Origin of the sequence: Streptomyces sp. GC420 (assembly GCF_009916105.1) — a bacterium.
GTDB lineage: Bacteria > Actinomycetota > Actinomycetes > Streptomycetales > Streptomycetaceae > Streptomyces.
This window is the reverse complement of the sequence record NZ_JAAAXQ010000407.1, coordinates 1-6,515: the sequence shown is the minus strand read 5'-3', so window position 1 is coordinate 6,515 and position 6,515 is coordinate 1. Positions and strand designations below refer to the sequence as shown.

Below are 6,515 nucleotides of genomic sequence, written 5' to 3'. Positions count from 1 at the left end.
CCGGAAGTCGTGCGCGTACACGAAGACCGTACGGCCCTCCACCGTGCCCCAGCCGGTGATCACACCGTCCGTGTACGGCTTCTTCGCCTCCAGGCCGAACCCGGTCGCCCGGTGCCGGCGCAGCTGCTCGACCTCCCGGAAGGAGCCCTCGTCCAGCAGCAGCCCGATCCGCTCGCGCGCCGTCAGCTTCCCCTTGGCATGCTGCGCCGCGGTGGCCTTCTCGCTCGGTCCGCGCACCGCCTGCTCGCGCAGGGCGTGCAGCTCGGCCACCCGCCCACGGGCATCGGCGATCTCCGCCTCGACGGCCTCACCGGTCTCCCCGGGCTTCTCCTCCACAACGGTCATGTAGCGACCTTACGAAAGCGACCAAGGAATTACGCCGTCGACTCCGCACAGTCTCGGACCCGCTTTCCTGGCGGGGCTGGACAGAACCGCACGCCTATCACCCGGAATCAACAGCTAGGAGGCCCAAGTATTTGTTGGCTCCCCATAAAACGTTCCGGGCCCGTTCACCCGAGGGCGACTTCACACCCGTGCGTGTCGCATGCCTCCCCCGGAGTGACGCGCAGCCGCAGCGACGGTCCGGTGGCGACTACCTCGACGTTAGCGCCGGCCTCCACGACCTCACGCACCGGGTGGCGCCAGACGATCTCCAGCGGCTCTCCGGTCCGGGTCGGCTGTGCCACCCGGACGCGGGCCGTGCGCCCGGTCCTCCTTACGAGGACGCTCGCCGGCGAGTCCGCTGCGAGCCCGCCCACGCCGCCGGCCGCGCCGGCCGCCCAGAAGTTCGCGCAGGTCAGCCCGAGCCGGTCGACCGCGACGGCCTGGCGGTCGCGGGTGTTGGCGAGGATCCGCAGCCAGGGCCGGCCGGCGGCGCGGGCGGCCACGGCACGCCGGGAGGCCCCGGGCATCAGGACGTACGCGTAGGAGGCCTCGGACGGGTCGGTGCCGTGGTCGATCCACAGGGTCTGCCAGCGGCGGGTGCGGGGTTCGGGCGATCCGTCGCTGTTGATGCCGGCCCAGGAGCCGGTGCGGTCCTCGCGCAGGGTGCGCAGGCGTGACCCGTCGGCCAGGATCCAGCCGCCGTGGCCCTCCAGGTGGGCCCAGTGCCGGCCGGTGGTGAGGACCGGGGCGCGCGCGGGGGCGGTGGGCCCGCCCAGACAGCGGTTGTCGACGACGGTCTCGACCGGCACGCCGTCGCGGGCGGTGATGCCCGCGCCGAGGCAGATCACGGCGTCGTCGGCGCAGAACCAGGACTTGCGGGCCTCCAGGGTGGAACCGAGTCCTCTGAGGTGCTGCCCGACGGCGGCGTACTCCCCGTCGGTGGTCCCGCCGACCCAGCGCACGTCCGGTCTCGGCTCGCCCCATTCGCCTCCCGCCCGGTCCGGAAGGCGCCTGGTGGACACCGTGGTGCCGGGCAGCCGGTACCAGTCGACGGTGGGCCAGAACCAGTCGGTGTACTGGTCCCCGTGGCCCGGCGCCCACCAGGTGAGCATTCCGGCCCCGGTGTGCCAGCCGCGCGGGTTCTCGCCATTGCCGCACTCGTAGTAGGCGATGCGGTCGGAGGCCATGGCGATGCAGGCCACCCAGTCCGGGCGCCGGTGCACGGCCCGGTCCATGGCGGCGAACAGCCTGTGACCGGCGGGCTCGGGGCGTGCGGGGACCTCGCTCGCGGCGACGGCGTGCAGCCGGGAGAGGTCGCCGGTGCCGAACTGGCGCGCGGTGAGGACGGGGGTGACGGTGTCCCGCTCGATCCAGCCCTTGACCATGCCGTGCCAGCGCTCCCGTTCGGCCGCGGAGGCGGCGTCCGCGAGCAGGGTGATCGCGGCGATGACGGCCTGCCCGTGGAAGTGGTCGCTGCGCATGATCCGCCGGTCGTCGGACGTCAGGAGGCCGCGGCTGAGGGCGCGCCCGTTGACGCTGTCCATCATCAGGCCGTCGTGGACCAGCGGGGCGAACGCGTGCTCGACGCTGTCGAGAACGGTCCGCCGGCCGGGGTCGGTGACGGCCCAGGTGGAGCCGGTGAGCAGGGCGAAGAGGCCGCCGAGCCCTTCGAGGAGGACCTGTCCGTACGTACCCGTGTAGGCGACCCGGGTGTGCTGCACGAAGGACCCGTCGGCGTAGAGGCCGTCCCCCTCGGTGACGTGGGGGAAGACGGGCGAGAGCGCGTCCCGGGCGAGGGCGATCCGGGCGGGGGCCCGGCCGAGGATCCCGCGCAGGGCGACGGACCGGCACAGGTCGACACGGTTGGCGCCGGTGGACGTGCCGGAGTACTCGCCCAGCGCCGTGTCGGGCACGAAGTGGTCGACGGCGGCGAAGGCCCGCTCGCGCCGGTCCGCGGTCAGCTCCCCGTACAGGGCCGCGACGATGTCCATGAGCAGGCGGGGACTGCCGATTCGCCACTCCCACCAGTTGCCGTACGGGGTGGCCGAGTCGTGGTAGGCGGTGGCGCCGACGTGGTCGAGCCCGCGCAGGACGGCGGCGAGCAGTCCGGGGTCGCCGGTGAGGCCGGTGCCCTGCTGCACATGGGCCTGGGTCATGGTCCACAACCGGCTGTAGCTCCGGGTGATCCCGGCCGGCGGGTCGAAGGGGTGGCCGGGCCACAGCCACCCGGGGCCGGGGTCCATCGTGGCGCGGAAGCCCCGGGCGAGCTCACCGGTCTCTTTCAGCCGCGCGGCGTACGGCTCGACTCCCGGGTCGTAACCCTCCCCCAGGCGCAGGGCGAGCCAGCGTCGCCGCAGGGTGTCGTACTCGTCCTCCCCGCCGGCGGCCCTGGCGGCGGCTGCGCGGACGGTCGGCGCGGTGCGCACGGGCCGGGCGGTGCCCAGCGCTCCGGCGGCGGCCAGCGCGAGCAGGGAACGGCGGGGCAGCGGCGTCATGTGCGGGCTTTCCCCTTCCGCCGCCCGTCCCGAAACAGCACCTCTGCGGGGTTGTCCTGATGTCACCCCCCGATGTGGTTGAACTTTGAACGAGATGGCGTTATGGTCCATGTTGTTGAAGGTTAAAACTTCCTACCAAGGAGGAGCCATGGCTCTGTTCTCCCGCAACCGCACCGACGAAGCCGCCACCACCGCCGAGGTCGACCCGGCCCTGGCGGCGCTGACCGGCCAGTACACCCTCGACCCGACGCACACCAGCATCGGCTTCACCGTGCGGCACGCCATGGTCACCAATGTGCGCGGCGCCTTCGGCGAGTTCGAGGGCACCCTGGACCTCGACGGCTCCGACCCGTCCAGGTCGACCGCGTCGATCGATGTGAAGATCGCCAGCATCGACACCGGTGTCGCCGACCGTGACGCGCACCTGCGCAGCGGCGACTTCTTCGAGGCCGACAAGTACCCACTCATGACGTTCCGCTCCACGTCCGCGGAGACGCTGGGCGGCGACAAGTACCGCATCAGCGGCGACCTGACCATCAAGGACGTCACCCGCCCGCTCTCCATCGACCTGGAGTTCAACGGCTCCGCCATCGACCCGTACGGCAACCAGCGGGTCGGCTTCGAGGGCAGCGCCGAGATCCTGCGCTCGGACTGGGGCCTGACCTGGAACGCCGCGCTGGAGACCGGTGGTGTGGTGCTCAGCGACAAGGTCAGGCTGAACTTCGACATCTCCGCGATCAAGGCCGCCGAGACCACCGGGGCAGCCTGACCCGGGTCCCCGTGCCGGTTCACCGGCCGGCACCGCGCGCCGCCGCCCCCGCTCCCGGGGAGGCGGCGCGCGGCCGCGTCCGCCGGCACGGGACGAGCGGCCGCAGGCGTGCGCCGGCATCGCCGCGCGGCGGTCGCGGGTCTGAACGGAAGCGCCACGCCGGTCAGCCGTACGCCGTGAGCAGCAGTGCCACGTCGTCGGGCCGGTCGGCGGTGCGGCGGGCCGTCTGCATCAGTTCGTCGGCGAGGAGTTCCAGGCACTCGGGACGGTTGCGCGCCACACACGCCCGTACGGCCTCGATGCCCTCCTCGATGTCGCTGCCCGGCCGCTCGACGAGCCCGTCCGTGTACAGCGCCAGCACACTGCCGGGCGCGATCTTCAGTGCCGTCACCGGGTAGCGGGCGTCGGGCTTGACGCCCAGCATGACGCCGCCCGGCAGGTCCAGCACCTCCGTCCGGCCGTCCGGGTGCCGCAGTACCGGTGGCGGGTGACCGGCGCGAACCGCGAGGGCCGTGCCGGTGAAGGGATCGAGCTCGATGTAGCAGCAGGTCGCGAAGGCGCTGACGTCGAGTTCGGCGAAGAGCCGGTTGGTGCGGGAGACGACCTCGTCGGGCGGGCTCTCACTGGCCGCGAAGGCGTGGACGGCACTGCGCAGCTGCCCCATCACGGCGGCCGCCGCGACACTGTGGCCCTCGACGTCCCCGATCACGAGGGCGACTCCGCGGCCGGTCCTGATCACGTCGTACCAGTCGCCGCCGATGTCCATGCCCTGGGTGCCGGGAAGATAGCGGCCCGTCGTGCGCAGCCCCTCGACGGGCGGCAGCCGGTGCGGCAGGAGGGCGTCCTGCAGACCGCGGGCGACGGCGAACTCGGCGTCGTAGAGCCGCGCCCGTTCCAGGGCCTGCGCCACCAGGCCGCTCAGGGCGGTGAGCGCGGAGCGTTCCTCGGACGTGAAGTGGTGGGGCGAGTCGTAGCCGAGGATGCAGGAGCCGACGGGGTGGCCCGAGGCGATCAGCGGCAGGAACGACCAGGCGTTCATGGGGTCCATCTTGATCCCCGGATAGGCCGAGGCCAGACCCTGGCGCGACTCGAAGAACAGCGGGTGCGCCGAGGTCAGCGCCTCGACACCGGGCAGGTGGGTGTCCAGGCTCACGCCTTCGAAGGGAGTGAGGAAGTCCTTCGGGTAGCCCGACTCCCACAGCAGGTGCATACGGCGCTCGCTGACGGCGTAGAGGGCCAGCTCCTGGGCGCCGAAGGCGGGCAGCAGCTGTTCGGAGACGGCCCGGCAGACCTGCTGGACGGTCACCGCCTCGGTGAGCACGCTCGCCATCTGCACCACGTGGTAGAGCGCCCCCGCGCGGGCCCCGGCGACCTGCTCGGGGGGGGATGAGGAAGGCCGACCGTGCCGCCGTGCCCCCGGCCCCGTGCCCGTCGTGCTCGTCGGGCGGGCCGGTCGGGAAGACGCGCCCGGTGAGCCCGTGGACATCGGGATAGAGGACGAAACCGAGCCACTCGCCCGAGGGGCGGCGCACGAGGAACGAGACCCGCTCCTGGGACAGCATCGCCGCCCGGTAGCGGTCCTCGTACGCGGGGTCGAAGAGCCAGTCGATCACCTCCCAGGGGTAGCGGCCGAGCAGTTCCTCGCGCCCGTGACCGAGCAGTTCCTCGCAGCGGCGGTTGGCGTAGGTGAGCCGGCCGTCCTGGTCGAGGGAGAAGATGCCGTCGGGGAGACGCTCTGCCGCCTCGGCGGCGTTGTTGCCGGAGGCGGCGTCGACGACCGCCCCCACGAGGCGACGCGGGGCGCGGCCGCCCGGCGTACCGTCCTCTCCCGCCGGCGTACCGTCCTCCTCCGGCACCACCGTGTGGCCCCACAGCTCGACGGGCCAGTGGCGCGGCCTGCGGTCGCCGGCGCGCCGTCTGCGGACGCGGAAGCGGCGGGCGCGGACCCGGCCGTGCACGACGGCGTCCCGCCGGCAGGCCCGCAGTTCGTGCAGGTCGTCCGGGCTCACCCGGGCCTCGATGTCCTCGATGGTGCCCCCGAAGGACCCGGGATCGATCCCGAGGACGGCCAGCGCCTCGTCGTCGGCCGAGCACGACCCGGTGGCCAGGTCCCAGTCGAAGAGGCCGACCCGGACGCCCGGGGCGGCGGGGGTCGGGATCCGTACGCCGATCGGGTCGGCGTCGTACTCCACGGGCTCGGAGGCCGGGAGCGCGGCGAGGCGGGCGCCCGTCTCCTCGGCGGCGGCGAGCAGGGCGCTCTCCTCCGCGCCGGCGAGAGCGCCGCGGGCCACCGAGCGCAGGACGACGAGGACGCCCACCACTTCACCGCGGACCGTGACCGGTTCGTAGGCGGAGGCGAACGGGTACGGCAGCCCGGCGGCCAGCTGCGGGAACCTGCGCATGATCTCGCCCTCGTCGGCGAGCCGCAGCCCGCGCTCGGTGCGGTACGCCTCGGGGACGGGGAGCGGGCCACCGACCGGCACCCGCCACCAGGTCCGCATCAGGGCGCGGGGCACCCCGGCGATCATGGCGAGCACCAGTGAGCGCCGGTCCCGGGAGCGCAGGTAGACCATGCCGCCGTAGCCACCGGCCGTGCGGACGGCGTCGATCAGAGCCGGTGCCAGGGCGACCTCGAGCCGGGACCGGCGTTCGTCCCCGCCCTCGCTCGCGCCGGACCGCCGTGTCCCGCCCGGCCCAGCGGCTGCGTCACCCATCCAGCGTCCTCCCGTACGGACGCACACACGTGCTCTCCACCAGAATGTGTCATTCCCCGGGGTTCGGCGCGCCGCAGCCGCTGATCCGGGCCGTCCGGCGGGCCTCAGCCACGGGGCGGTGGACGGGAAAGGGGGGCCTGCCCGGCACCGGGA

At 73.4% G+C, this 6,515-nt stretch carries 5 protein-coding genes and 1 pseudogene; 2 read left to right on the top strand and 4 right to left on the bottom strand.

Annotated elements, in window-relative coordinates:
• Both GUY61_RS32555 and GUY61_RS32550 read right to left on the bottom strand, forming a co-directional pair.
• The coding region (locus GUY61_RS32555; protein WP_279576882.1) for a carboxyl transferase domain-containing protein at positions 1-345 on the bottom strand (345 nt) is incomplete at its 3' end.
• Between the two features lie 164 nt (positions 346-509).
• Positions 510-2,879, bottom strand: coding sequence for a polysaccharide lyase 8 family protein (locus GUY61_RS32550; RefSeq protein ID WP_166633922.1), 2,370 nt, complete (start codon positions 2,877-2,879; stop codon positions 510-512).
• Positions 2,880-3,027: 148 nt separating this feature from the next.
• Between GUY61_RS32550 and GUY61_RS32545 the strand changes: the two genes are divergently transcribed.
• Positions 3,028-3,648 carry a YceI family protein gene (locus GUY61_RS32545; protein ID WP_166633921.1) on the top strand — a complete coding sequence of 207 codons (621 nt, stop codon included), beginning with the start codon at positions 3,028-3,030 and terminating at the stop codon, positions 3,646-3,648.
• Positions 3,649-3,811: 163 nt separating this feature from the next.
• Here GUY61_RS32545 and GUY61_RS41995 read toward each other — a convergent pair whose 3' ends face one another.
• The gene (locus GUY61_RS41995) at positions 3,812-4,978 is read right to left on the bottom strand and encodes a GAF domain-containing SpoIIE family protein phosphatase (RefSeq protein WP_243766913.1); all 1,167 of its coding nucleotides are present in this window, start codon (positions 4,976-4,978) and stop codon (positions 3,812-3,814) included.
• A gap of 241 nt (positions 4,979-5,219) precedes the next feature.
• A pseudogene (locus GUY61_RS41990) lies at positions 5,220-5,366 on the bottom strand (PAS domain S-box protein); the annotation flags it as partial.
• Between GUY61_RS41990 and GUY61_RS41670 the strand changes: the two are divergent.
• Positions 5,298-6,191: a hypothetical protein gene (locus GUY61_RS41670; protein ID WP_313896975.1), complete on the top strand. Its 894-nt coding sequence runs from the start codon at positions 5,298-5,300 to the stop codon at positions 6,189-6,191. The pseudogene GUY61_RS41990 and the gene GUY61_RS41670 sit on opposite strands and share 69 nt — an antisense overlap.
• Positions 6,192-6,515 lie beyond the last annotated feature (324 nt).